Below are 246 nucleotides of genomic sequence, written 5' to 3' on the forward strand. Positions count from 1 at the left end.
ATTTAAAAGGAACGTCATGAGCTTTTCATCCAAAGAAAAATTAATACTCGTTACTTGCCCATCAGGTAATTCAGGAAGTGTTATTTCTTCTCCTGACATAGCTTCGATTATTTTTATATCCGTATGTGCATCCCTATTAATTGATAAAATCATATATGTGTGGTTATGGGTGAATCGAAGGTCTACGACGTGCCAATCAGTTTTAAATACTTCTTCACTTACTTTCGTTTTTAAATTTAATTTTGC

The 246-nt window shown here is 32.5% G+C and carries 1 protein-coding gene; it reads right to left on the reverse strand.

Translation table 11 applies throughout. The features are described from left to right. Window positions 1-246 (reverse strand): hypothetical protein (locus AOA61_RS31705; protein WP_218197302.1); only part of this gene is annotated, 246 nt, incomplete at both ends.

The sequence above is a fragment of the Pseudomonas sp. 2995-1 genome (assembly GCF_002742505.1).
GTDB classification, from domain to species: domain Bacteria; phylum Pseudomonadota; class Gammaproteobacteria; order Pseudomonadales; family Pseudomonadaceae; genus Aquipseudomonas; species Aquipseudomonas sivasensis.